Below are 23786 nucleotides of genomic sequence, written 5' to 3'. Positions count from 1 at the left end.
ATTTGGATTAGGAATTTGAAATTAAATTAATAATTATTTTTAAATTTTATGGATTTTTTACTAAAACTTTATATTATAAAAAATTAATTAGCAAGTTAAGGCATTTAAATGTTTTTTTATAAAAAATGTGAAGTTTGTAAAAATAAAATTCCTTTACCTAAAACACATGTTTTTGATGAAGATTTAGGGTATATAATGAAATGCGATTATTGTAAAGCTATTTACAAACATCAAACAAGAGATATTTTAGGAATTTTGATTTTTATTTGCAATATTTTTGCTCTTATTTTTAGTATTATTTTAATGTATGTGTTTTATTGTGTTATAGCTAACGAACTTATATGTTTTTTTATCTTAATATTTTTGTATGGTTATTTTATGCATGTATTTCACATATTAATTATTGATAAATATGTTTTAACTAAAAATACTAAAGAAATTTAATATAGACAATATCGCATCACTTCCTATAAAAAATAGCATATTAAGTCTTGCTATGGCTTTTATATCTACTATTTTATTTTATTGTTATATAAAAGCAAAAAATAATAACTTTTAATTCCAACTATTTTTACAATAAAACATTTTTAAATTTATTAAAATCCTAATTTAAATTCCAAAATATTTTATACCATCAATTAACCTTATTGTTTAAAAGAATTTAAATAAACTTATTTGCTATACTAAACCATAAAAGTTGTTTTACATTCGGAGCGATAAATGTATTCTAAGCTGATAGAGTTTATAAGAAAATTATTGTATTGTATATTTGCATTGCTTTGCATACTATTTATATTATCTATTTTATCCATCGGCGCTTTTACAATAATAGAATATTATGTTACAAAACCTTACGATTATAGTGATTTTGTTAAGGTAACAAAAGAATTAAAAAAAGTTGAAGAAATTTTATTAAAGCAAGGATATAAACCATATTATGATTTTGGTGATAAAAGAACATATAAGGTAAATTACAATGAACTTGGATATGGTTGCATTATTGATGAGTTACAAAAACAAGAATACGCTATTCAAAATTTTTTTGAAAGATATCCACATACGCAATTAGAAAAAATCAATAATTATAAAAGTATAGATGAAATAAAAGAAATAAAAAAATTTAGCAAAGATTTATTAAAAACTTCACAAATCTATGAATTTAATTACGAGCTAACAATTGATGGTTTTGAGCATTTTTATGATAAAAATTCTTTTATTTTTAAAGATGGAAAATTATTTGTAAAATATTATTACTTTAATTTTAATAATAATTTGCTTGAAGAAAATTATGAGTTTTTAATAGATGATTGTGGTTATATTGAGCGTATGTAGTAAAAGAGTTAGTATGAAAGTAATTAATAATTGTTAGGATTTTAAATGTTTTTTAGAATAGTTAAATTAATATTTGTTATAAGTTTATTATGTTTAATACTTGCTTTATGTTATTTTGCATTAACTTATAATTTTATAAGTAATAACACCGACCCATTAAAAGAATTTAATGAACTTAAATCAAAATTATATAGAATTGAAGCAGACCTAAGTGAGAATAATTTGAGCTATTATGATTTTAATACTGATAAAACTTATAAAATAGATTATAATAAATTCGGCTATAAGTGTAGAATTGAATACCTAGAACGACAAAAACTCGCTATAAAAGATTATTTTAATCGACATGCAAATATAGAAAAATTAGAAAAAGTTCAAAATTATAAAAATATAGATGAAATAAAAGAAATAAAAGAATTTAGCAAAGACTTATTAAAAACTTCAAAAATAAATAAATTTAATAATGAGCTAGTAATAAAAAATGATAAATATTTTTATGATGAAGCTTCATTTGTTTTTGAATCTGAAAGATTGTTTGTGAAGTATTATTACTTTGATGAAAATAATGATTTTAACGAAGTTAGTGAAGAGTTTTTCATAGATAGTTGTGGTTATATTGAAAATAGATATAAAGCAATAAGTTCTAAAGGTAGATTTAGATTATAAAAACTATAAATAATTTATAAATATTATTTATAGTTTTAAATGAATAAAATTATTTTAAAAGATTTGATAATTTATCTTTAACTTCGTTTGAGTTTAATTCTAGTTTTTCAAGTGTTTTACGAGCTCTAAATTCTACCAAATTATCATCAAGTTTTTTACCCACTACAATAGCATAAGGTGTGCCTATTAACTCATAATCACTCATTTTTACACCAAAACGCTCATTTCTATCATCTAATAAAGCCTTAATGCCATTAGCCAAACAATACTCATATATATCATTTGCAAACTTAACTTGCTCTTCATTTTTAATATCTGATATTATGATTTGTAATGTAAATGCTGAAATATTTTTATCAAAAATAAGCCCATAATCATCATTATTGCATTCAGCAATTACTGCTAAAAGCCTACTAATTCCTATACCATAACAACCCATTATAAAAGGTTTTGCCTTGCCATTATTATCAAGATAAGTTGCATTCATAGCACTTGAATACTTATCGCCTAATTTAAATATATGCCCTACTTCAATGCCTTTTGTAATTTTTAAAGCTTTATTACACTTATGGCATTCATCATTTTCTTTAACCAAGCTTAAATCATAAAAACGCTCTTGTAAAAAGCTAGTTACCTTAAATCCTACATAATGATAGTCTTTTTCGTTTGCTCCACAAATTAAATCGCTTTCATTTTCTAACTCACTATCTATGAAAAATCTAACAGGACAATCCTTAAGCCCAATAAATCCTGGAACTAAATTAGCCTTTATTAATTCTTCTTCACTTGCATCTACTAAATCAAGTGCATTAGCTGCATTTAAAGCCTTAGTTTCATTTAGCTCATCGCAACCTCTTATAAAATATACTATGATTTCTTCTTTATCTACATATATTGCTTTTTTTGCTACTGCTTTTATGAAATTATGCTCTTTGCATTTAAAGAATTTAGCTAAATCTTCTATGGTTTTTACATTTGGAGTGTGAAATTTTGCAAAATCAGCTTCTATTTCTTTGATAAATTTTCTTTTAGCTCTTTTTGCTGTTTCTATATTAGCACAATATCCACATTCACAAATAGCCAAATCATCTTCTCCACTAGGACTAATCACCATAAATTCTCTTGAACCACTTCCACCAATTGCTCCGCTATCTGCTTCTACAATCGCATAATTTAACCCTAATTCATCAAAAATTTTACAATACGCTTCTTGCATATTTAAAAATTCAGCTTCTAAAGACTCAAGCGAATCATGAAAACTATAAGCATCTTTCATAATAAACTCACGAGCTCTAAAAAGTCCAAATCTAGGTCTTGCTTCATCACGGAATTTAGTTTGAATTTGAAATAAATTAATAGGCAATTGTTTATAGCTTGTAATTTTTCCACGCACAAGCGCAACTATTGCTTCTTCTGCTGTCGGACTTAGGATAAAATCATTTTCTTTTCTATCCTTAAACCTTAGCAATTCTTTACCAAATTTAGCACTTCTTCCACTCTCATCCCAATAATTTAACGGGCATACAAAACTAAGATTTAAATAGTTTGCTCCTGCATTTTTCATATGCTTAATTACAATATTTTTAATATTTTCTAATACTTCAAGCCCTAATGGTAAATAACTATAAAGTCCTGAGCCAAGTTGCTCTATATAAGCTGCTCTACTAAGTAAAATATGACTTTTTAAGATAGCATCTCTTGGTGCTTCTTTTGTCGTTGGTGCGTATAATTTTGAAAATCTCATTCGTTTTCCTTCACATTAAATAAATAATTTAAACTTTGTGTTTCTAAACCTTCATCATCAATATTTTTAAGTCTTATTGTAGGTTCGTGCAAATAAGACTTCATAACTTGTTTTGCGAATTTCAATGCTTCTTCATTATCACTATTTTTTAAATAACCTTTCTTAATTGCTATTTCTAATTCTTGATTTATGATTTCATCTGCTCTAATTCTCATAGCTTTTATTATAGGAGTTACTTGAATTACATTTAAATCCTTATAAAACTCATTAACCATTTTTGCAACTACACTAAAAGCAACTTTTGCTTCTTCATCTTTAAATTGCATATTTTTCTTAACTATTTCGTTTAGACTATCAACGCTAAAAACTTCTATTAATTCGCTATTTTCAAGCTCAATATCTCTTGGCACAGCAATATCAAAAAAATACCTTTTAAACTCAACCGGACTTATAATATCTTTAGTAATTATAGGTTCATTTGAACTAGTAGCACAAAATATAAGCTCATAAGAATTTAAAATAGAGATTAAATCTTCATAATCTAAACATATTAAATCTAGTTCATTTGCTAGTTTTAAAGCATTTGCTTTGGTTCTTGAAATTATCGCAATATTTCCTTTTGTATGATTTAGCAAGTGTTTTGCAGCTAATTCTATCATCAAACCACTTCCTATTAAAAGGATTTTTTTAGTTTTAATATCACAAATCTCTCTTGCTTTTGCTACTGCAACAGAGCTTACTGATACAGAGTTTTTTGAAATAGCGGTTTTATTTCTAACCATTGCAGCACATTTAAAAGAATAATTAATCGCTACTTCTAAATTAGGAGAATAATTAGCACTTTGCAAGGCTTGTTTTAATTGACCTGTGATTTGAGTCTCCCCTATTACAAGGCTATCAAGTGAGCTTGAAACACTAAAAAGATGATGAATAAACCCACTGCCTTCATAAATATCAGGAGAATTTTTGATAAGTTGCTCATCAATCTTACAAATTAAACATAAGCACTTTATTATGTATTCATAAACACCCACTTGGTTTTCAATATAACACATTATTTCTATTCTATTACAGGTGCTTAAAATCACGCATTCTTCTATGTAATCATTAGCTAAGATTAATTTATAAATTTCTTTTTTCTTAAATTCATCACTTAAAGCTAGTCTTTCTCTTACTTCAATACTTGTATTTTTATGAGTAAAACTAACGCTAAAATAATGCATCAAAACTCCCTAAAAATCATTTTTTTAACGATTTCTTTTAATTCATCGCTACTTGCGTATTTTAATGCAAGTTCTCCGTAATTTTTAGCTTCATTTATACTTGCATTTATTAAATCGTATTTTAAAAATTGCTCTTTTATCCACGATAATTCATCTTTGCTTAAAGTCTTACAAAAATAAGACCTTAGTCTTGCTTTATCATCGCCTTGCAATTTTTTATCTAGCATAATGTATGGAAGAGTAACTTTGCCTTCTTTATAATCATTTAAATTTGGCTTTCCTAAAGTAGCTTCATCTTGAGTAATATCTAAAATATCATCAACTATTTGAAAGGCAATTCCTAGATTTTTACCAAATTCTTTATAATCACTAGCGTTAGGATAATTAGCTAAAAGTGCTGCTGCATATGCACTTGCTTCTATTAATGAAGCAGTTTTTTTATAAATCATTTCATAATATTTGCTCTCATCTTCATTAAAGCTTTCTCCAAGCTCTACATCAAGCAATTCGCCACTACTAAGCAAGGCAACTGCACGACCAACACAGGCTGCTATTTCACTTTTAAAAGAGCATAAATTATAAAACGCAATTGAATATAAAATATCACCTAGCATAATAGCAGTTTTATCGCCATAAATTGCATTAATACTTGGAGCATTTCTTCTAGTTAGTGCTTCATCTATTACATCATCGTGCATAAGTGATGCTAGATGAATACACTCAATTACTGCACATAATTTATAAGCTTCATCACTAACTCCAGCTATTTTTAAAATCAGTTTTGAGCGTAATCTTTTGCCGTGATTTACCTTGGCTAAATACTCATAAATACTAGGATGCTTTAACTCTTTTATAAATTCATTTATATAAAAATCTATCTTTTCCATACTACTTCCCTTTTAAATTCTTATTAAACTCAATATCTACTCTTCCATCGTTATCAATAACTAAAACCTTTATTTTAGCTTTATTATCTTTAAAATCCTTAAATTCTAAAAAAAGTGTAACTTTATCAATGCTAGGATTTTTGTAATTAGGCAAAATTTGTTCTTTAACAAAATCAAGCCCCCTTCTAAGAGATAATACATATTGTTTTCTATAATTTTTATAATCTTTAAAATTAGTTAGCAAAATCAAATTCGTATTATCAAAATGCGTCCATCTAAAGGCATATTTTTGCCATTTTTCTTCACCCTTAGGACTTATGAAAAACCATTCTAATTCATCTTTTTTTAAAATATATTCTTTTTCATAAGCAAAATTAGGCACACCTGCAAATAAATTAATACTAAAAAAAATCAGTATTAAAAATCTATAATATTGTTTGGACATTCTTTATGATAAACCCCAGCTGCGTCATAATATTCATTACAATCTTCATAATAATGAAGCCTAATTCCATCTTTACTAGCACACGAGCTAAAAATAATAGCTATTAAAACAATCAATTTTTTCATGCTATCAACCATTGAAATAATTTTTTAAGCTCTTCACTTTCACTTCTTCTATTTTTATGCTTTTTTCTCCATTCATAAGGATTTTGAGCGTTTTTATCTATCCATAAGCCTTTTAATTCTTGTCTTGCTTTTAACTCATCGCTTTTATACATATTTGTATAATAAGAATACGCCCAAGCACAACCTTGCTGAACTACATAGCGATTTATATCTACCTCATCTAAATATACAATTGCTATGGTTCTTTTATATTTATCTTTGCCTTTGATTTTCAAATCAACCTTTTTGCCAATTATTTTAGAAGACAAAACCCTAGTACAATATGCACCAAAATTCTGACTTGTTTCAGGTGCGTCAATGCCATATAATCTAACTTTTGTTTTTTTCTTGCCTTTTCTTACTTGAATAGTATCTCCATCCATTACTTTTGATACAAAATAATCTCCTGCAAATAGATTAATACTTAGCAAGAATATCAAAACAAATCTCATTATTTAGCTCTTACAATTTTATTTAAAAATGTGAAATTTTCTTTAATTTTAAAATCACTTTCAATAGATTTTGCTAATTTTTCTAAAGAAGATTTAAAATCATCAAATAAATAATTAGCATAAGAACCTGGATTTGGATTAATCTCATTTAGATAAATCTCATTATCTTTAATAAAAAAATCGCATCTAATTAAAGCACCTTTAAACAATGGCAAATAAAGTCTAGTAAAAGCGTCTTTTAATTTATTTACTAACTCATCATTAAGTTTTACTTCTTCTATTTTTTCTTGTTTAAAGCTTAGATATTTTTGGTCAAAATCTAAATGACCATTTTTCTTAGGCTCTTCAATCTTTGAAAATACAATTTTTTCGCCATCAAAAAATCCTGCTAGATTTACTTCTTGAATATTTTCAATAAAAGGCTCTGCTAAAATCTTGTCATCAAATTCATACGAACTATCATACGCATAAGCAAAATCTTCTTTATTTTTTACTATATTTATACCTATACTACTTCCAAGCCTAGCTGGTTTTAAAATAACAGGTAGTTCAACTTCATCATTTTTGCTTTCTAATAATTTATAAGCAATTGTTTTAACCCCTACTTCATTTGCATAAAGTTTAGTTAAATGTTTATCAAAACTAAGCACACAAGCAGCGGTTCTAGGGCCTATGTATTTGATATTATAAAAATCAAACATAGAAGCTAATTTCCCATCTTCGCCATCTTTTCCATGAACTATATTAATAGCTATATCAAATTCTACTTTTTCTTCGCCTAAAAGTTTTTTAAGATAAAAGCCACCTTGTTTTAATACTAAAGGCTTAAGATTTTTAAAACCACCTTTTGCAAAATAATTTGCATTCATATTATTTTTATCTATTAGATAAAACTCATTATCAAAACTAACATAAATAAAAATTACATCATCTAATAATTTTGCCACAGTTACAGCACTTACTATGCTTATTTCATGCTCGTAAGAATTCCCACCAAAAACCATTGCGTATTTCATTTATTTTCCTTAACTTAATTTTTTAAGAGCTAGTTTTATTACTTCGCTAACACTATTTGCATTTATATCTTTTAAAGCTTTAATCACAGCTTCTTGTTTAAAGCCTAAAGCAAGTAAAGCTTCACTAGCTTCGTAATAATAATTATTCTCCGCACTTATTCCTAATTTGATTATTTTATCTTTTAATTCTAATATTAATCTACTTGCACTCTTAGCACCAATTCCTGGAGCTTTACATAAAGCTTTTGCGTTTTCATTAATAATAGCACTTTGCAAACTCGCTACATCCATTGATGATAGAAGTGCCATAGCACTTGTAGCACCTATGCCATTTACTTTTATTAAGGCTTCAAATAATATTTGCTCACTTTCATCTAAAAAGCCATATAATTTATTTGAATCTTCTTTAATAATTTGAGTAATTAATAAAGCTACTTTATCTCCTTTATTAATCCTAGCAGCACTTAATAAGCTAAGATTTATTCCATACCCTACTCCATAAGTTTTTAAGATTATAAACGCAGGAGTTTTTTTAATAACTTCACCTTCTAAATAAACTATCAATAATCTTCCTTTTCTTCCATAAATTCATCTTCGTAATTTTTAACTTCTGTTCTTTTTAGCTTTACTATTTTTGCACTTTCTTCATCACCTATCATAACTCTTTCTAATTTTAAACAATATAAATCTTCATATTCTTTAGTATTATAAGTTAGCTCAATATCAGGATAAAGTAATTTGAATTTAATTTCATTTAAATTCGCCCATCTTTTAGTATTTATAACCTTTGCTTCATAGACTTTATTTTGCAATCTTTTTAAATCATCTTCTAAATCTTTATGCTTATCTTTAAAATCTTTTAATTTAGTAATTAAATCATTATATTCAAGCACAACATTTTGATAATCTCTAATTTTTTGCAAAAATGCAGTAGGTGGAATAATATTACTTTGTTTCATCTCTGCTAATCTTTGTTTAATTTGCATAATACTATCTTTATTAGCGTCTATGATTGATTTTTTACTATCTATAATTTTTGGTAAAGATAATAGATTTTTATTTACTTCGGCTAATTGACCTAAAGTTTTTTCAAGACTTTTAACAATTATTGGAGATTTACTAGCACTTACTAAGAATTTGTTATTTTCTCCTAAACACTCTTTAACAACTGCAATATCACTAACTTCTATAGTTGTATTAGTTGTGAGCGTATCTATCATTACTTTATTTGCTATGATTTTACCGCCTAATGCGTGTTTTACTCTTACATTTTTTCCTATAATAACGCCATTTTCAAGCCTATTTACTTCTATATCTTCGCCTTCGCAATAACCCCTATGCACTTCTATATTGATTTTTTTCGCATAAATCTTACTTTTTGAATGAGTTTGTCCGCCTATATTTGCAATTTTTGCTTTTACTACTGAATTTTGAGCGATATTTCCTTTTACATTAAGTGTGCTTACTTCTATACTAAGATTTGCCCCTACTGCATCTTTTAAATAATCTTGTTCATCAACATTTAAAGTAATATCTTTATTAATACCTGCATCAATTGAACCTGTTGTTTTAAATTCCACAGCTTGAACGCTAACACTATCTTTTATATCATACAATTTATCTCTATAAACAAAAGTTACATAGCCATTTATATTTGCATAATACTTTATACTCAAATCATCTTCAAGCATTCTAATATTTTCACTAACTTTAAAATCAGGCTCACTTATAATATTAGAATTAGTAGCGTTAATGATATTTCCTTTTAAATCCTTACCATTAACAGCCTTTATTGGTTTAATAAATTCAATTATTAATTCATCTTTACTAATAGCATTTATAAAACCACGCTGAGAATAATCAATTTTAGCATTTTCATCTACTTTTTTATCTTTATAATAAAGCTTGGTTTCTGAATTAATAGCATTAATTGGCTCAATCCCCTTAGCTAAAACTATACTAGCTTCCATAATTTGCTTACTTTCAAATGCCTTTAGCATTTTTACAAGCTGCTCTTGAAAAGTAAATTCTCTAATGCCTAGTAATAAACCTGCTTTTATAAATTTTTTATTAATTAAATCTCTAATATTTTCTATATATTCAGCAAATTCTATTTTATCATCATAATTTATAGCACTAAAATTTGCTACTACCTTAGTAAGATTTTTATTTGTTCCTATCTTAAAATCAATTAATGGAACAATATTGTCTATTATTTCTATTTCATATATTTGTTTAATTTCCATATCGTCATTAAAGAATTTATCATCGTTAAATACTTCTAATTCGTGTTCTAAAAGAGTTTGAGACATTCCATCTTTAGTGATTATTGTCTCATAATGAAGAACCTTAAAATCTAAATTATTTATATCTTTTCTATATCTATTTGCATAATTTGTTAATTCATCATAAGGTTTATCTGTTTTGATTATGTATTTTTCCAAATTGTAAAGCCTTTATTTTTTTTCGTTAATATACCTAAAAATAAATTAAAAAAGTAAAATGAATGAAACAAGAACTAATAAAAAAATATTTTTTCAATATTTTTGGTATTTTAATATCAAGAATAAGTGGCTTTTGTAGAGATTTTTTGCTAGCTAGATTTTTAGGGGCTAGTATTTATTCTGATATATTTTTTATAATGATAAAGCTTCCGAGTGTTTTTAGAACCTTATTTACCGAAGGCACATTTAATCAAAGCTTTTTACCAAATCTAGCCAAGACTAATCGTAAAGGCGAATTTTGTGTAAAGATACTTATAATTTTTATAGCTATACTTAGTTTAATAGCCTTAATTGTTTTTATGTTTTCTAATATCTTTACTAATCTAATAGCCTATGGTTTTGATGATGAGATTAAAAAAATATCAGCACCTTTAATCGGGCTTAATATTTGGTATTTAGTGATTATTTTTTGTGCTTCGTTTTTTGCGTCTTTACTTAATTATAAAGGTAGATTTTTTATAACTAGCATAAGCGCTTCTATTTTTAATTTTGCTTGTGTAGCTGCTCTTTTAATATTTAAAGATTTAGAAAAATTACAATTGCTTAAAATGATTACTTATTTTATTTTAATAAGTGCTTTTATTCAAGTAATTATTTTAATGATTGCTTTAAAAGATAATAAAATCTTTCATTCTATGATAATTTATGTAAAGAATTTAAATCATAAAAATAAAAAAACTTCTCTTAAAGGCTTTTTTAAAAATTTTAGTTCATCTTTAATTGGCTCATCAAGTTCGCAATTAAACTCATTAGTTGAAATTGCTCTAGCTAGTTCATTAGCTCACGCAAGTATTTCATATCTTAATTATTCAACTAGACTTTATCAACTCCCACTAGCCTTAATTGCTATTGCTTTTACTCAAGTATTTTTCCCAAGCTTAATTGCTTATATTAAACAAGGAAAAATTCAAAATGCTATTTTAAGTATTCAAAAAATATTTGAATTAATGCTACTTTTATTAATACTTGCTGCATTAACAGGCTATATTTTAAGCGAAGAGATAATTAAACTCTTATTTGAGCGTGGAGCATTTACAAATGAAAACACACTTGAATGCGCTAAAGTCTTAAGACTTTATATATTATGTATAGTTCCACTTGGAATTTCAAAATTATTTTTAGCTTGGATAAATGCAAATTATTTACACTCAATTGCTGCTAAGATTTCAATAATGTCTTGTTTTATAAGTATAATTGCAAGTTTATGTTTTATAAAAGATTTTGGTATTTTAGCCTTTTGTATAAGTGCTAATATTTCTGCTTGGTTTATACTACTTGCTTATCTTTTTGTGTTTTCTTATGCTAGATTTTTTAGTATTTTAAGACCTAGCGTTTGCTTAGGAATTATCTTTATTAGTGTAATATTTGCTTATGTTTTAATATATTTAAAAGGATTTTTAAATGCAATTTTTTAACTCACAAACTAGAAAAAAAGAAGAATTTACATATAAAAATGAATGTATAAATATATATGTTTGCGGTCCAACCGTTTATGATGACGCACATTTAGGCCATGCAAGGTCAAGCATAAGTTTTGATTTATTAAAAAGAGTAATTAAAGCAAATGGTTTTGAAGTAAAATTAGCAAAAAATTACACAGATATTGATGATAAATTAATCAAAAAAATGAATGAAAGTGGCAAAAGTCTAGCTGAAATTAGCGAAACTTATATTAAAAGTTATGAAGCTGATATGAAAGCTTTAAATGTTTTAGAGCCTGATATTAGCCCAAGAGCAACTGAATATATTAATCAAATGATTAGTTTTATTGAAAAATTGCTTGAATTAAAATATGCTTATAGATTAGATGATGGAATATATTTAAATACAAGTTTAGATAAACTTTATTTAAGTATTTCAAACAAACCTCAAGATGATACTATCTCAAGACTTGAAAATGAAGTAGATAAAAAGAATGCAAGTGATTTTATATTATGGAAATTTGATGAGAATTATTATAAAGCAAGTTTTGGCACAGGTCGTCCTGGTTGGCATACTGAATGTGTTTGTATGATTTTAGATATTTTTCCTAAATTACACATTCATTGTGGTGGAGCTGATTTGTTATTTCCACACCACGAAAACGAAGCTTGTCAATGTCGCTTAGCAACTAAAAACGAACTGGCTACTTTTTGGCTACATAATGGCTTTGTAAATATTAATAACGAAAAAATGAGTAAAAGTCTAAATAATAGCTTTTTTGTAAAAGACGCTTTAAAAGAATTTAGCGGAGAAACACTTAGATTTTATTTACTAAGCACTCATTATAGACAAGATTTTAATTACACAATTACTGATTTAAAAGCTTCTAAAAAACGCCTTGATAAAATATTTAGAGTGAAAAAAAAGCTTAATTTAAATGAGCTAGATTTAAAAACAATAGCACCTAATAGTGAGCTAAAATCAAAATTAGTTGAAGCTTTAAGCGATGATTTAAATACTTCAAAAGCACTTGCAATTGTAGATGAATGGGTAAATTATGCAAATACTATAAAAGCTAATGATGAACTTAAAAATGAGTTTTTAGCTATTGTTGAATTATTAGGAGTTGGAGTGATTAATCCTAATGAATATTTACAAAATTGTGATGAGAAATTCCGTATTCAAATTCTAAAATTAATTGATGAAAGAAATGAAGCTAAAAAAAATAAAGATTACGCAAAAGCCGATAGTATTAGAAATGAATTAAGTAATTTAGGCGTAAGCATTCAAGATAGCGCTAATGGTGTTGATTGGGAGATTTTATGAATTTAAAAGAAATAGAAAATCAAAATGTATCCCAATTAAAATTATCTTATGTATTAAAAAGGTTTAAGCACTATTTTAAAGATTATAAAATAAGATTTTTTCTAGCAATAATAGGTATGATTTTAGCTTCAGCTGGAACTGCTGGTAGTGCTAAGATTATTGAACCGATTTTAAATAAAATCTTTGTAGAAAAAGATGTAACATTATTATATATCTTACCTTTAGGTGTGTTTGCTTTATATTTTATAAAGAATTTAGGTCTTTATATGCAAACAATTAATATGGGTTTTATAGGTATAGAAATTACAAAAAGACTAAGGCAAAAAATCCTAAAAAAAATCATAGTAATGGATATGAAATTCTTTCAAAAACACCCTAGTGGAGAGCTAATATCACGCTCATTAAATGATATTGGAAGTCTTCAAAATGTGCTTACTAATTTCATTCCTGATATTACAAGAGAAATAATTACAACCTTAGGCTTACTTTATGTAGTGATTTCTCAAAGCCCAAAATTAGCTTTTTTTGCATTTATTATCTTACCTGCTGCTATGCTTCCTATTAGATATTTCATAAAAAAATTAAAAAGCATAGGAATAGCAACACAACAAAATTATGCCGAACTTACTTCAAGACTAAATGAGATTTTAGGCAATATTGAACTAGTTAAATCATCAAATGCTGAAAAATTAGAACTAGAAAAATACAAAAATAGCAATGAAAATGTAGCGAAATTAATCTATCGTGGAACTAAAATAAATGCCTTTACAAGCCCTATTATGGAGACTTTTGGTGCTTTAGGCGTATCGGCAACTATAATAATAGGTGGAATGGAAGTTATAAATGGCTCTATGCAAATAGGCAATTTTTTCTCATTTTTAACGGCTTTATTTTTAATATATACTCCTGTTAAAAGAATTACAAGTCTTTATGCAAGTCTTCAAACAAACCTAGCAGCTAGCACAAGGACTTTTTATTTACTTGACCTTGAGCCAGAGATTAAAGGTGGAGATGAGAATTTAAATCAAGAAATTAAAAGCCTAAAATTACAAAATGCTAGTTTAAAATACGATGATAAATTAGCTTTAGATAATGTTAGTATAGAGTTTAAAAAAGGCGAAATCACCGCAATTATAGGAAGAAGTGGTAGCGGAAAAAGCTCTTTAGTAAATACTATTTTAAGATTTTATGAGCTAAATTCTGGAGAAATTAAAATAAATAATAACAATTATAAAAACTATTCACTAGATAGCTTAAGAGAAAAAATAGCAATAGTTACACAAAATATTTATTTATTTAGCGATACTATTGCAAATAATATTGCTTATGCAAATGAATTTGATGAAGAAAGAGTTATTAATGCTTTAAAACTTGCAAATGCTTATGATTTTATAAGTATTATGCCTGATGGAATTTATACTAAACTAAGTGAAAAAGGTAATAATTTTAGCGGCGGTCAAAGACAACGCCTAGCACTTGCAAGAGCGTTTTATAAAAATCCTGAAATAATAATTTTTGATGAAGCAACAAGTGCTTTAGATAATGAAAGTCAGAATTTAATATCAAAAAGCTTAGTAAATATTAAGCAAGATAAGATAATTATTCTAATAGCACATAGATTAAATTCTATTGCAATTGCTGATAATATTTTGATTTTAGATAATTCTAAAATGGTGGGATTTGGAAACGATAAAAGCTTAGAAAATAATGAATTTTATAAAAAATTAAAAGAAAAATTTGAAGAATGTTAAAAGAGATAAAATGAATATAGAAAGTAAAGTATTAAAAAATGGCTTAAAAATTTATGCTGTAAATCTAAATGATAATTCAGGTGTAGCTAGTGTAAATATCTTTTATAAAGTAGGCTCAAGTTATGAAGAATTAGGCAAAAGCGGTATAGCACATTTGCTAGAACACCTATCTTTTAAAAGCACAAAAACTCATAAGGCTGGAGAATTTGATGAGATAATAAAAGCATTAGGTGGAGTAAATAATGCTTGCACTAGTTTTGATTACACTCAATATTATGTAAATATCGCAAATATTCATATTAAAAGGGTTTTAGAATTATATTCTAGTATGATGAGTGAGTTATTGTTTAATAAAGATGAGTTTTATAAAGAAAGAGATGTAGTCCTTGAAGAAGAGAGATTAAGAGTAGGAAATGATGCTTTTGGGTATTTATATAATGCTATTTATAATTACGCTTTTATAAAGACTAGTTATCATTGGACGCCGATTGGATTTGCTGATGATATAGCAAATCTTACACCTAAAATTGTAAAAGAATTTTATACTAAATTCTATGCACCAAATAATGCTTGTATAGTAATTAGCGGAGATTTAGCTAATATTGATATTTTTAGTATGTGCGAAGAGATTTTTAGTAAAAAATCAGCAAAAAAAATCACACAAAATAAAGTATATGAACCAGATAGAACAGGTCTAAAAGAAATAGAACTTAGTTTTCCTAATCTAAATTCTAATATTTTTGCTTGTGCTTATAAAATACCTGCATTTAATCACGAAGATTTTGAGTATTTAAAGGCTATTTCAATATTTTTAAATCTTGATAAAAACTCAATTATAAAAAATAAAATGATAAATGAATATAATCTATGTGCTGATTTGGACTTTTACGCGCAAAGCTCTAAGAATGAAAATTTATTTATAATTTTTGGAGTTTGTAATGATTTAGTAAATACAAAATCAGCAATAAAGCAACTAAAAAAATTAATTAATCAAACAAAATTTAATAAATTTGATACAAGAACAATTTATAATCAATTAGAATTAAGCATAAATCAAGTAAAATCCAACCCAAGTGCTTTAGCGAGTGGAATTGGTAAATTTGAATGTTTTGGAGATGTAAATGTATTTTTAAATTCTCTAACTTCAAAAGAATTAGATTATAAAATTTTAAACCAAGTTTTTAAAAAATATCTAAAAGATGACAATTTAACTCAAATAATTTTAAAGGAGAAAGTATGAAAAAAGAAATAATAGGTGCAATGACAGCTTTAATAACACCATTTAAAAATGATAAAATTGATGAACTTAGTTATGAAAAGCTAGTTAAAAGACAAATAGCAAATGGAATTGATGCCGTAGTTCCTGTTGGAACCACAGGAGAAAGCCCAACTTTAACTCACGAAGAGCATAAAAGATGTATAGAAATCGCAGTAAGTGTTTGTAAAGGAACAAATACTAAGGTTTTAGCAGGTGCGGGCTCAAATGCAACTCACGAAGCAATATCTTTAGCAAAATTTGCTCAAGAGTGTGGAGCTGATGGGATTTTAAGCATTACTCCATATTACAATAAACCTATGCAAAGTGGATTATATAAACACTATGAAGCTATTGCTAAATCAATTGATATTCCTATTATGCTTTATAATGTTCCAGGAAGAACAGGTTGTGAAATAGCTAGTCAAACTATAATTGAACTTTTTAGAAATTGTCCTAATATTTACGGAGTAAAAGAAGCAAGTGGAAATATAGATAAATGCGTAGATTTATTAGCAAACGAGCCAAAACTAAGACTTGTAAGTGGAGAAGATAGTATAAATTATCCTATTTTAAGCAATGGTGGTAGCGGTGTGATTAGCGTTACTTCAAATCTTTTACCAAATGAAATTGCTAATTTAACTCACGAAGCTTTAAAAGAAAACTATAAAAATGCAAAATCTATTAACGATAAACTTTATAATATAAATAAGATTTTATTTTGTGAGAGCAACCCAATTCCAATAAAAGCAGCAATGTTTATAGCAGGATTACTTCCTAGTCTTGAATATCGTTTGCCACTTTGTGCTCCTAGTAAAGAAAATCTAAAAAGAATAGAAGAAGTTATGAAAAATTATGATATAAAAGGATTTTAATGCAAGAGATTAATTTTAAAGATAAAGTATTAGTAATAAGCGGTGGAACTCGTGGTATAGGTAAGGCTATTGTGTATGAATTTGCAAAAGCAGGTTGTAATGTTGCATTTACTTATAATTCAAACGAACAAATCGCACAAGAAATTGTTGCTGATATTGAAAAAACTTACAAAGTTAAAGCTAAATGCTATCCATTTGATATACTTGAGCCTGAAACTTATAAAGATTTATTTTTAAAAATTGATGAAGATTTTGATAGAGTTGATTTCTTTATCTCAAATGCAATTATTACAGGTCGTGCAGTTGTAGGTGGATATACTAAGTTTATGAAACTTAAACCTCGTGGAATTAATAATATCTTTACAGCTACCGTTAATGCTTTTGTTTGTGGTGCTCAAGAAGCAGCTAAGAGAATGGAAAAAGTTGGCGGCGGAAGTATTATTTCAATTTCTAGCACAGGGAATTTAGTTCATATTGAAAACTATGCAGGTCATGGGACAGCAAAAGCTGCTGTTGAAGCAATGGCTAGATATGCAGCAACTGAATTAGGCGAGAAAAATATCCGTGTAAATGTTGTAAGTGGTGGTCCAATTGATACTGATGCTCTAAAAGCATTTACTAATTATGAAGAAGTAAAACAAGCTACAATGAATTTAAGCCCATTAAATCGTATGGGGCAACCTGAAGATTTAGCAGGTGCTTGTTTATTCTTATGCACCGATAAAGCTAGTTGGGTTACAGGACATACATTCATTGTAGATGGTGGAACAACATTCAAGTGATGAATTTACCTAATCTTTTGGCTAGTGCTAGGATAGTCCTAGCACCAATTTTATTTATATTATTAACGCACTCAAATGTGTTGGTTAATACTCACAACATACATATTTCTTGGATAAATTATTTAGCAGCTCTTATTTTTACTATTGCTTCTATAACTGATTTTTTTGATGGATATATTGCAAGGTCTTGGAATCAAAAAACAATTTTAGGAGAGATTTTAGACCCTTTGGCTGATAAAATGCTTACCTTAGCAGCATTTTTAGGGCTTATGATGATGGGAAGGGTTAATGAAATTCTAGTTTATTTTATATTAGTTCGTGAGTTTTTTATAACTGGCTTAAGAGTTATGATAGTAGCTGATGGGCTTAAAATCGCTGCAAATATGAGTGGTAAAATCAAAACAACATTTCAAATGTTAGCAATTGGATTTTTACTAATGGATTGGTGGGGAAAAGATATTTTATTTTATCTATGCTTTTTCTTTACTATTTATTCTGGGGCTATTTATGTAATAGAATACGCTAAGGCAAAAAAATGAAGAATATAATTCTCACTTTTATTGTTTTAGCTTTTTGCTTTTGGCATTATGGGGCTAGTTTTTTAGGCACTATTTTAATACTTTCTTTTTTGATATTTTTTCATGAATTAGGGCATTTTTTAGCTGCAAAATACTTTAAAGTTAGAGTTTTAACATTTAGCATAGGGTTTGGAAAGCCAATTTATGTGAAGCATTATAAAGGCACTGATTATCAAATATCAAGCGTGTTTTTAGGTGGATATGTCAAGATGAAAGGTCAAGATGATAGCGACCCTACTCTTAAAAATTATGATTATGATAGCTATTCGGTATTACACCCATTTAAAAAGATTTTAATTCTTTTTGCAGGTCCATTTTTTAACCTACTTTTAGCATTTTTAATCTATATAAGTTTAGGTTTTATAGGGGTTGAAAGGCTTAGTCCGACTATTGGTGCGCTTAGCGAATATGCTGATACAAAACTAAAAGTAAATGATAAAATACTAAAAATCAATGGCACTAAAATTAATAATTTTTACGATATAAAACCACTCGTAAATGATAGTAGTATTAATGTAAAAGTATTAAGAAATAATGAAATTTTAGAACTTGATATTAAAACTTACGAAGGCAAAACTCAAAATATTTTCGGAGAAATCATCACAAAACCACTATTAGGAATTGTGCCTAAAAATGAGACTTTTATAGAATATCATAGAGATTTTAGTGTGTTTGCTTGGGCTTTTAAAGAGAGTTTAGATGGGGCTTTTTTAATCCTTGAAGGTCTTAAAAAATTAATATTAGCTGAAGTTAGCCCTAAAAATATAGGTGGAATTATAAGCATAGCCGACACAACTACAATGGCTACTACACTTGGAATTTCAAAACTGCTAATAATTACAGCTTTATTATCAATTAATCTTGGGATTTTAAACCTTTTACCTATTCCTGTGCTTGATGGCGGGCATATAGTTTTTAATTTATATGAGTTAGTTTTTAAAAGAGAAGTAAATCAAAAAGTATTTATTACACTTAGTTATATTGGAATGTTTTTATTATTTTCTTTAATGATATTTGCTACATTTAATGATATAACAAGAATTATTGAAAACCAATAAAGTATATTTTATTGGTTTTTTAATTCTAATAATTAAAACCACTATATATTTTTGCTTATTTTAAATTCTTTAATTTACTTACAATATTTTTAATTAAACTAGACTTCTTATTCTTGTAGTTTTTCTTTATATGAGTTAGTTTTTAAAAGAGAAGTAAATCAAAAAGTATTTATTACACTTAGTTATATTGGAATGTTTTTATTATTTTCTTTAATGATATTTGCTACATTTAATGATATAACAAGAATTATTGAAAACCAATAAAATATTATATTTTATTGGTTTTTTAATTCTAATAATTAAAGCTCACTAGATAAAACTAGGCAAAACTTACATAATTTTATTATTCTTCAACACTCACTACGCATTTATTTTTACCCGTATTCTTGCCAAGATACAAATTCTTATCAGCGATTTCAAATAGTTGCTTATAATCTTTTTGATTAAAATTAGCTATATATCCACCTATTGTAATACTTATTGTTTCTTGCAAATCACTTATTTTTAATTTAAACACTTCTTCTCTAATGTCATTTAAAAATATTTCAGCATCTTTTTTATTATCAATATCTGCAATGATTAAAAATTCTTCCCCACCCCATCTACAAATATTAATATTAAAATCAGAATATTTTTTATACTTATTGATTAAAACTATAGCCAACATTTTTAGCACAATATCTCCGGTTTGGTGACCATAAGTATCATTTATACGTTTAAAATTATCAATATCGCATACTGCAATTAAAATTCTTTGTTTGTTATACTTTGATAATACAACATCTTCCATATATTTTCTATTATATAAACCTGTTAAAAAATCTTTATATACAATTTGAGCTAAATCATTTATTTTCTTACTAGGGATAACGGTCACTAAAATACCATATACAACTAAGAATACCAATAAAACCGCTAAATTAATTGGATAAAGAACAATATTAGCATTTTTATATTCATCAATTTCAAAAAATTTATCACTATGTAGCACAATAGAATCTGCCTGAAAATAACTAAGATAAATTAAAAATATAATTAAAATTGTTGATACAAAACAGGTGCTTTTCTTAAAAAATAAAAATTGCACAAGTATCAAACAACATAATAACAAGTCAAATCCACTAGCACTACCTAAGTAATAAATTGCGATTAGCTGATGGATTAAAACTTCAAAATATACAACAGCATAATAAATTTTTATTTTATCGCTACTAAAATTTGTAATTATTAATACATAAATTAAGGTTGAGACTATATTTACATAAAATAGCTCATATATTTTCATATAATAAAATATAAACAAAAAGGACACATGTAAAAATGTCGCCAAAAGTATGATTAAGTAAATATAATCATAAAAATTAATCAGTCTAGATATTAACTGCTTTATTTGAGTTGTCATAATTTTCCTTGTTTAATGAACCTAATATTTGAATAAATTTCTTGTTTTCAACTATACTTATATCTGCTTTAATCTCGTAAATTTCTCGTATTAAATCAAGTGTAATAACATCGTTAATCTTTCCATTTTTATAAACCTTGTTGTTGTGTAAAAAAACTGCTTCATCACAATATAAACTTGCCAAATTTAAATCGTGCAAAACAACTATACTTATTAAATCATTTTCAATTGTAATTTTCTTTAAAGCTTCTAGTAAAATACATTGGTGTTTAATGTCTAATGCACTTACAGGCTCATCAAGCAATAAAATACTTGGGTTTTTAAGCAAAACTTGAGCAAAAGCTATCATTTGTCTTTGACCACCAGATAAATCTTTAATATTAATATTAGCAAGATGTGAAATCTTAAATTCCTTTAAAACATTAACTGCTTTATTTAAAATTTCATCACTTACTTTTAAACCTAATTCATTATAAGCACCTAGTAAAACTACTTCTAAAGCACTAAGGTTTGTATGAGTATGAAAACTTTGCAACATATAACCTATATTGCTTTGCCATTTTTTAAGATTATCTGAATTAATATTACGATAAGTCATATTATGTTTTTTATCAAGTTGAAAAATAGCATCTAATAATGTGCTTTTACCTACACCATTAGCGCCTAAAATAGCATAAATTTTACCTGATTTAAATTCTAGGTTTATATTATTTAAAATAGTCTTATTTCCTTTTTTTATATTTAGATTATTAATTTTAAGCATTTTTATTCCTTAATATAATAAAAAAGAAAAAAGGAACACCAATAAAAGAAGTTACTATTCCTATAGGAAATAAACTACCAGGAATTATCAATTTTGAAACACTAGAAGCTAAACTTAAAAATAAAGCTCCTATTATCATTGAAGCTGGTAAGAAAAATCTTTGGTCTTCTCCTATAATAAGCCTTGCAATATGTGGTGCAACAAGACCTATAAAACCTATAACGCCCACAAAAGAAATAGCAACAGAGCTAACAAAAGAAACACATAATAAAACTTTAATTCTTAAATATACTAAATTAACCCCTAAAACTTTAGCATTTTTCTCCCCAAGTCTAAATACACTTAAAGCCCAATTGTCTTTTAATAAAATTAAATAGCAAAATAAAGTAACCAAAAAGACTATTAAAATATTCATATAATTAGCTTTTTGCAAACTTCCAAATAACCAAAATAATATTTGTTGAGATACTTCAGGACTTGATAAAAATTGCACTAAAGATAAAAAAGACTGAAATAAAAACAATAAAGCAATACCAACTAAAACTAAACTTTGAGTGTTGTATTTGTTATTTTTAGCAAACATAAATAATATTGCAGAGCTTAACAAACTAGCACAAAATGCCCCTAATGGAATGCTAATAAAAGAACTTATAAAACTTATATTAAATGCAATCACTAATGAAGCTCCAAATCCAGCTGCAGCACTAAGACCTAAAGTATATGGACTAGCTAAAGAATTATTTAAAATAGTTTGCATCAAAGCTCCGCCAAGTCCTAATGAAGCTCCGACAACAAGTGCCATTAATGCCATAGGCAATCTTAAATTATAAACAATATTAACGAAATTCTTTTGTATATCTATATCAAGTGCTTTAGATAATAAAGCTTTACATACAATAATTAAATCAAGTTGAGCTGGTCCTGTAGAAATATCTAGTATAAAAAATACTAATGCTAATAAAAAAGAGATTAGTAAAAATCCCAATCTCTTATAAACAATTGCTTTATATGAAAGAATTTCTCTATTAAAATTTCTCATCATCAAGCTTTAACATAAAAGTTCCATCAGGAATAATTGGCAAATATTTCTTATGATAATTAATATAATCATCACTTGGATTAATATCGCTAAACAACTCAGGGTAAGCAGCTTTTGCTACAAATTCTAACATAAAAATATCCCCTAAAGTCCTTAGCATACTATGATAACCACCATAAATTCTATGATTTTTTACTGCGTTTAAATCTTGCCAAGTAGTTCTATTAGAAAATCCTCTTAATCTATTATTTGCTTCATCAAAACTTATATTATTACCCATTACCATTGAAGTTTTATTTTTCTTAAGCTCGCTTTCACGACCTGCTATAATAATTACTTCAGGGTCTTGAACTATGATTTCTTCAGGATTAATAGCTCCCCAAGTCTTAATAAATCCATCAGCAATACTCTTAGCATTTGCTTTATCAATCAAACTTCCCCACATATAATGTGAATATGTAACTCCATTATCACTAGGGCCATTAATTCCGTATTCTATATAAACTTTTACTTTATTTTTAATATCTTTAGTTCTTGTCTGAATTAATTCTAAACGACTTTTATAATCATTCATAATTTCTTCAGCTCTTTTTTCTTGGTTGGTTAAAATTCCAAAAATTTTAGTGCTTATCTCGTGGTTTTGTAATTTTCCTTCGTGATAATCTACTACTATTATTGGGATATTTGCTAGTTTAATTGGATTTAAAGTATCTTTTAATGTATCATATTGCCATTTAGCTAAAACTAATACATCAGGTTCTAATTCTAATATTTTTTCAATTGACAATGTGCCTGATTCTGCTTCACCAAAATCAGCAATTTTGTCTAAATTAGGCATTACATCTAAATACATTTGCCAAGAAATTGGACTCCACTCACTCCAAACTGCTTTTGAAAAACCAACAACTTTATCAAATGATTTTTCTCCACCAACTGCTAAAAAATCTGTATAGTAAAAACCTAAAGCTATTCTATTTACTGGAGTATTTAAAGTAATTTCGTTTCCTGTTACATCTTTGAAAGTAATTTCCTTAGCAAACAAGCTAAATGATAATAAAAATAGTAGAATAAATCTCAACACTTCTCCTTAAATTTTAAAGAA

The 23786-nt window shown here is 26.6% G+C and carries 24 protein-coding genes and 1 pseudogene; 12 read left to right on the top strand and 13 right to left on the bottom strand.

Annotated features, from left to right (window positions below; translation table 11 throughout):
* Positions 1-108 precede the first annotated feature (108 nt).
* From AVBRAN9331_RS05700 to AVBRAN9331_RS05690, 3 genes are all read left to right on the top strand, one after another.
* A complete protein-coding gene (locus AVBRAN9331_RS05700) occupies positions 109-444 on the top strand; it encodes a hypothetical protein (protein WP_336612598.1) in 336 nt (111 codons plus the stop codon).
* Positions 445-720: 276 nt separating this feature from the next.
* Positions 721-1332, top strand: a complete 612-nt coding sequence (locus AVBRAN9331_RS05695) for a hypothetical protein (protein WP_214117719.1) — start codon at positions 721-723, stop codon at positions 1330-1332.
* A 45-nt stretch (positions 1333-1377) separates the two neighbouring features.
* Positions 1378-1998: a hypothetical protein gene (locus tag AVBRAN9331_RS05690; protein ID WP_336612597.1), complete on the top strand. Its 621-nt coding sequence runs from the start codon at positions 1378-1380 to the stop codon at positions 1996-1998.
* Positions 1999-2047: 49 nt separating this feature from the next.
* On the opposite strand, the gene AVBRAN9331_RS05685 is transcribed toward AVBRAN9331_RS05690, so the two are convergent.
* Genes AVBRAN9331_RS05685 through AVBRAN9331_RS05645 form a run of 9 tightly spaced genes read right to left on the bottom strand, consistent with a single transcriptional unit; the run spans position 2048 to position 10373 of the window.
* Positions 2048-3742 (bottom strand): proline--tRNA ligase, encoded by a 1695-nt coding sequence (locus AVBRAN9331_RS05685; protein WP_214150443.1) that lies wholly within the window; start codon positions 3740-3742, stop codon positions 2048-2050.
* The gene (gene hemA / locus AVBRAN9331_RS05680; protein WP_336612596.1) at positions 3739-4965 is read right to left on the bottom strand and encodes a glutamyl-tRNA reductase; all 1227 of its coding nucleotides are present in this window, start codon (positions 4963-4965) and stop codon (positions 3739-3741) included. The genes AVBRAN9331_RS05685 and hemA overlap by 4 nt, the downstream gene beginning before the upstream one ends.
* On the bottom strand, positions 4965-5852 hold the full coding sequence (locus AVBRAN9331_RS05675) for a polyprenyl synthetase family protein (RefSeq protein WP_214119935.1): 888 nt from the start codon (positions 5850-5852) through the stop codon (positions 4965-4967). Before AVBRAN9331_RS05675 ends, hemA begins: the two co-directional genes overlap by 1 nt.
* Before the next feature lies 1 nt (position 5853).
* Positions 5854-6297: a hypothetical protein gene (locus AVBRAN9331_RS05670; RefSeq protein ID WP_214117724.1), complete on the bottom strand. Its 444-nt coding sequence runs from the start codon at positions 6295-6297 to the stop codon at positions 5854-5856.
* A complete protein-coding gene (locus tag AVBRAN9331_RS05665; protein WP_214119933.1) occupies positions 6270-6422 on the bottom strand; it encodes a hypothetical protein in 153 nt (50 codons plus the stop codon). Before AVBRAN9331_RS05665 ends, AVBRAN9331_RS05670 begins: the two co-directional genes overlap by 28 nt.
* Complete coding sequence (locus AVBRAN9331_RS05660) at positions 6419-6913, bottom strand: thermonuclease family protein (RefSeq protein ID WP_336612595.1); 495 nt, start codon at positions 6911-6913, stop codon at positions 6419-6421. Before AVBRAN9331_RS05660 ends, AVBRAN9331_RS05665 begins: the two co-directional genes overlap by 4 nt.
* Positions 6913-7929 (bottom strand): D-alanine--D-alanine ligase, encoded by a 1017-nt coding sequence (locus AVBRAN9331_RS05655; protein ID WP_214117727.1) that lies wholly within the window; start codon positions 7927-7929, stop codon positions 6913-6915. The genes AVBRAN9331_RS05660 and AVBRAN9331_RS05655 overlap by 1 nt, the downstream gene beginning before the upstream one ends.
* Before the next feature lie 9 nt (positions 7930-7938).
* Complete coding sequence (ruvA, locus tag AVBRAN9331_RS05650) at positions 7939-8493, bottom strand: Holliday junction branch migration protein RuvA (protein WP_214117728.1); 555 nt, start codon at positions 8491-8493, stop codon at positions 7939-7941.
* Complete coding sequence (locus tag AVBRAN9331_RS05645) at positions 8490-10373, bottom strand: flagellar assembly protein A (RefSeq protein WP_336609469.1); 1884 nt, start codon at positions 10371-10373, stop codon at positions 8490-8492. The genes ruvA and AVBRAN9331_RS05645 overlap by 4 nt, the downstream gene beginning before the upstream one ends.
* Positions 10374-10435: 62 nt before the next feature.
* Between AVBRAN9331_RS05645 and murJ the strand changes: the two genes are divergently transcribed.
* From murJ to AVBRAN9331_RS05600, 9 genes and pseudogenes are all read left to right on the top strand, one after another.
* The gene (murJ, locus tag AVBRAN9331_RS05640; protein ID WP_214117730.1) at positions 10436-11848 is read left to right on the top strand and encodes a murein biosynthesis integral membrane protein MurJ; all 1413 of its coding nucleotides are present in this window, start codon (positions 10436-10438) and stop codon (positions 11846-11848) included.
* Entirely contained in the window at positions 11835-13181 is a 1347-nt protein-coding gene (gene cysS, locus AVBRAN9331_RS05635) for a cysteine--tRNA ligase (protein ID WP_336612594.1), read from the top strand. The genes murJ and cysS overlap by 14 nt, the downstream gene beginning before the upstream one ends.
* Entirely contained in the window at positions 13178-14932 is a 1755-nt protein-coding gene (locus tag AVBRAN9331_RS05630; protein ID WP_336612593.1) for an ABC transporter ATP-binding protein, read from the top strand. The genes cysS and AVBRAN9331_RS05630 overlap by 4 nt, the downstream gene beginning before the upstream one ends.
* Positions 14933-14942: 10 nt before the next feature.
* Entirely contained in the window at positions 14943-16172 is a 1230-nt protein-coding gene (locus tag AVBRAN9331_RS05625; RefSeq protein WP_336612592.1) for a M16 family metallopeptidase, read from the top strand.
* Positions 16169-17062 (top strand): 4-hydroxy-tetrahydrodipicolinate synthase, encoded by an 894-nt coding sequence (gene dapA, locus AVBRAN9331_RS05620; protein ID WP_214117734.1) that lies wholly within the window; start codon positions 16169-16171, stop codon positions 17060-17062. Before AVBRAN9331_RS05625 ends, dapA begins: the two co-directional genes overlap by 4 nt.
* Complete coding sequence (locus AVBRAN9331_RS05615; RefSeq protein WP_214117735.1) at positions 17062-17844, top strand: enoyl-ACP reductase; 783 nt, start codon at positions 17062-17064, stop codon at positions 17842-17844. Before dapA ends, AVBRAN9331_RS05615 begins: the two co-directional genes overlap by 1 nt.
* Positions 17844-18383 carry a CDP-diacylglycerol--glycerol-3-phosphate 3-phosphatidyltransferase gene (gene pgsA / locus AVBRAN9331_RS05610; protein WP_214117756.1) on the top strand — a complete coding sequence of 180 codons (540 nt, stop codon included), beginning with the start codon at positions 17844-17846 and terminating at the stop codon, positions 18381-18383. Before AVBRAN9331_RS05615 ends, pgsA begins: the two co-directional genes overlap by 1 nt.
* The gene (locus AVBRAN9331_RS05605) at positions 18380-19480 is read left to right on the top strand and encodes a M50 family metallopeptidase (RefSeq protein ID WP_214117736.1); all 1101 of its coding nucleotides are present in this window, start codon (positions 18380-18382) and stop codon (positions 19478-19480) included. Before pgsA ends, AVBRAN9331_RS05605 begins: the two co-directional genes overlap by 4 nt.
* Positions 19481-19600: 120 nt before the next feature.
* Positions 19601-19744 (top strand): annotated as a pseudogene (locus AVBRAN9331_RS05600) (RIP metalloprotease RseP); the annotation flags it as partial.
* Positions 19745-19823: 79 nt separating this feature from the next.
* On the opposite strand, the gene AVBRAN9331_RS05595 reads toward AVBRAN9331_RS05600, so the two are convergent.
* From AVBRAN9331_RS05595 to AVBRAN9331_RS05580, 4 genes are all read right to left on the bottom strand, one after another.
* Positions 19824-20765 (bottom strand): GGDEF domain-containing protein, encoded by a 942-nt coding sequence (locus AVBRAN9331_RS05595; protein ID WP_336612591.1) that lies wholly within the window; start codon positions 20763-20765, stop codon positions 19824-19826.
* A gap of 85 nt (positions 20766-20850) precedes the next feature.
* Complete coding sequence (locus tag AVBRAN9331_RS05590; protein ID WP_336608222.1) at positions 20851-21645, bottom strand: ABC transporter ATP-binding protein; 795 nt, start codon at positions 21643-21645, stop codon at positions 20851-20853.
* Positions 21638-22684, bottom strand: a complete 1047-nt coding sequence (locus AVBRAN9331_RS05585) for a FecCD family ABC transporter permease (protein ID WP_250325657.1) — start codon at positions 22682-22684, stop codon at positions 21638-21640. The genes AVBRAN9331_RS05590 and AVBRAN9331_RS05585 overlap by 8 nt, the downstream gene beginning before the upstream one ends.
* Positions 22671-23762 (bottom strand): ABC transporter substrate-binding protein, encoded by a 1092-nt coding sequence (locus AVBRAN9331_RS05580; protein ID WP_250325151.1) that lies wholly within the window; start codon positions 23760-23762, stop codon positions 22671-22673. The genes AVBRAN9331_RS05585 and AVBRAN9331_RS05580 overlap by 14 nt, the downstream gene beginning before the upstream one ends.
* Between the last annotated feature and the right edge of the window lie 24 nt (positions 23763-23786).

This window comes from Campylobacter sp. RM9331 (genome assembly GCF_020137685.1).
Classification (GTDB): Bacteria; Campylobacterota; Campylobacteria; order Campylobacterales; family Campylobacteraceae; genus Campylobacter_E.
This window is presented reverse-complemented; position numbering and strand designations above follow the sequence as displayed.

Coding starts and splice junctions, on each gene's coding strand:
- AVBRAN9331_RS05630 (WP_336612593.1), top strand. CDS start 13,178: ATGAATTTAAAAGAAATAGAAAATCAAAATGTATCCCAATTAAAATTA.
- murJ (WP_214117730.1), top strand. CDS start 10,436: ATGAAACAAGAACTAATAAAAAAATATTTTTTCAATATTTTTGGTATT.
- AVBRAN9331_RS05675 (WP_214119935.1), bottom strand. CDS start 5,852: ATGGAAAAGATAGATTTTTATATAAATGAATTTATAAAAGAGTTAAAG.
- AVBRAN9331_RS05590 (WP_336608222.1), bottom strand. CDS start 21,645: ATGCTTAAAATTAATAATCTAAATATAAAAAAAGGAAATAAGACTATT.
- AVBRAN9331_RS05670 (WP_214117724.1), bottom strand. CDS start 6,297: ATGTCCAAACAATATTATAGATTTTTAATACTGATTTTTTTTAGTATT.
- AVBRAN9331_RS05660 (WP_336612595.1), bottom strand. CDS start 6,913: ATGAGATTTGTTTTGATATTCTTGCTAAGTATTAATCTATTTGCAGGA.
- AVBRAN9331_RS05655 (WP_214117727.1), bottom strand. CDS start 7,929: ATGAAATACGCAATGGTTTTTGGTGGGAATTCTTACGAGCATGAAATA.
- dapA (WP_214117734.1), top strand. CDS start 16,169: ATGAAAAAAGAAATAATAGGTGCAATGACAGCTTTAATAACACCATTT.
- pgsA (WP_214117756.1), top strand. CDS start 17,844: ATGAATTTACCTAATCTTTTGGCTAGTGCTAGGATAGTCCTAGCACCA.
- AVBRAN9331_RS05695 (WP_214117719.1), top strand. CDS start 721: ATGTATTCTAAGCTGATAGAGTTTATAAGAAAATTATTGTATTGTATA.
- cysS (WP_336612594.1), top strand. CDS start 11,835: ATGCAATTTTTTAACTCACAAACTAGAAAAAAAGAAGAATTTACATAT.
- AVBRAN9331_RS05665 (WP_214119933.1), bottom strand. CDS start 6,422: ATGAAAAAATTGATTGTTTTAATAGCTATTATTTTTAGCTCGTGTGCT.
- AVBRAN9331_RS05615 (WP_214117735.1), top strand. CDS start 17,062: ATGCAAGAGATTAATTTTAAAGATAAAGTATTAGTAATAAGCGGTGGA.
- AVBRAN9331_RS05700 (WP_336612598.1), top strand. CDS start 109: ATGTTTTTTTATAAAAAATGTGAAGTTTGTAAAAATAAAATTCCTTTA.
- AVBRAN9331_RS05625 (WP_336612592.1), top strand. CDS start 14,943: ATGAATATAGAAAGTAAAGTATTAAAAAATGGCTTAAAAATTTATGCT.
- AVBRAN9331_RS05605 (WP_214117736.1), top strand. CDS start 18,380: ATGAAGAATATAATTCTCACTTTTATTGTTTTAGCTTTTTGCTTTTGG.
- AVBRAN9331_RS05595 (WP_336612591.1), bottom strand. CDS start 20,765: ATGAAAATATATGAGCTATTTTATGTAAATATAGTCTCAACCTTAATT.
- AVBRAN9331_RS05585 (WP_250325657.1), bottom strand. CDS start 22,684: ATGAGAAATTTTAATAGAGAAATTCTTTCATATAAAGCAATTGTTTAT.
- AVBRAN9331_RS05685 (WP_214150443.1), bottom strand. CDS start 3,742: ATGAGATTTTCAAAATTATACGCACCAACGACAAAAGAAGCACCAAGA.
- hemA (WP_336612596.1), bottom strand. CDS start 4,965: ATGCATTATTTTAGCGTTAGTTTTACTCATAAAAATACAAGTATTGAA.
- AVBRAN9331_RS05690 (WP_336612597.1), top strand. CDS start 1,378: ATGTTTTTTAGAATAGTTAAATTAATATTTGTTATAAGTTTATTATGT.